We start from the raw sequence: 703 nt of genomic DNA, 5'->3' as shown, positions 1-703 counted from the left end.
CCGTGGCGACGATGAATCATGTTCCACGAGCCGCGTCGAGACCTGACTATTTCAGCAGCCTGCTCTCATGATCGCTGTCAAGCCTTTGTTTCAAGGCGAGGATTCCGGCGGGCCGGGCGCAGCGTGATGTGGATGCACAAGGTAAGGGACGGAACTGAGACGACGGTTGAGCAAGCTCTCATGCGCGGGTTGGATACCGCATGACCGTGGTTTCGTCCTGGGGCTGCCTCGGTCTAAATGGCGAGCGTCGATCTGGTCGGCTCATAACAGGGCACGAGGGTTCCCCACCGCGTTCCGCCCCCAACCTTGCGCATCGGCGTGATCAGGGCACTTTTCCTCCTCTCAGCCTTGGGTGCGCGCCGGAGCGTCAGGTGACGGCATGACAGCCCTGGCGATGGCCCAGATGAAGCCAACCATCTCGCGTGCGATGGCCGTGGTGACCACGACCTTCGCTTTCCCGGCTGCCACCAGGTGGCGGTATCGCTGGCACATCCGCAGCTGTCCTTTCCAGGCGATATCCCGCACGGCCTTGGGCAGTCCCTCGACCCTGTCGTGAAGCTTGCGGCTGACACGCGCCTGCATCCGGTAGCTCCAGGCTCCTTCGATCAGGGCCCGTCGGGCGAGGCCACTGCCGGCCTTGGTGATCCCGCCGCGGCGCACGGTGGCGCCGCTGGAATGCTCGGAGGGCGTGAGCCCGAGATAG

The 703-nt window shown here is 64.4% G+C and carries 1 protein-coding gene; it reads right to left on the bottom strand.

What is annotated here, in order from left to right; all coding sequences use genetic code 11:
- Positions 1-342 precede the first annotated feature (342 nt).
- On the bottom strand, positions 343-703 hold a 361-nt coding region (locus tag ABWV23_RS22350), incomplete at its 5' end, for a transposase (RefSeq protein ID WP_353351914.1).

This window comes from Aquicoccus sp. SU-CL01552 (assembly GCF_040365005.1).
Taxonomy (GTDB): Bacteria; Pseudomonadota; Alphaproteobacteria; order Rhodobacterales; family Rhodobacteraceae; genus Antarcticimicrobium.
The sequence above is the reverse complement of the archived record's forward strand: the minus strand, read 5'-3'. Positions and strand labels throughout refer to the sequence as shown.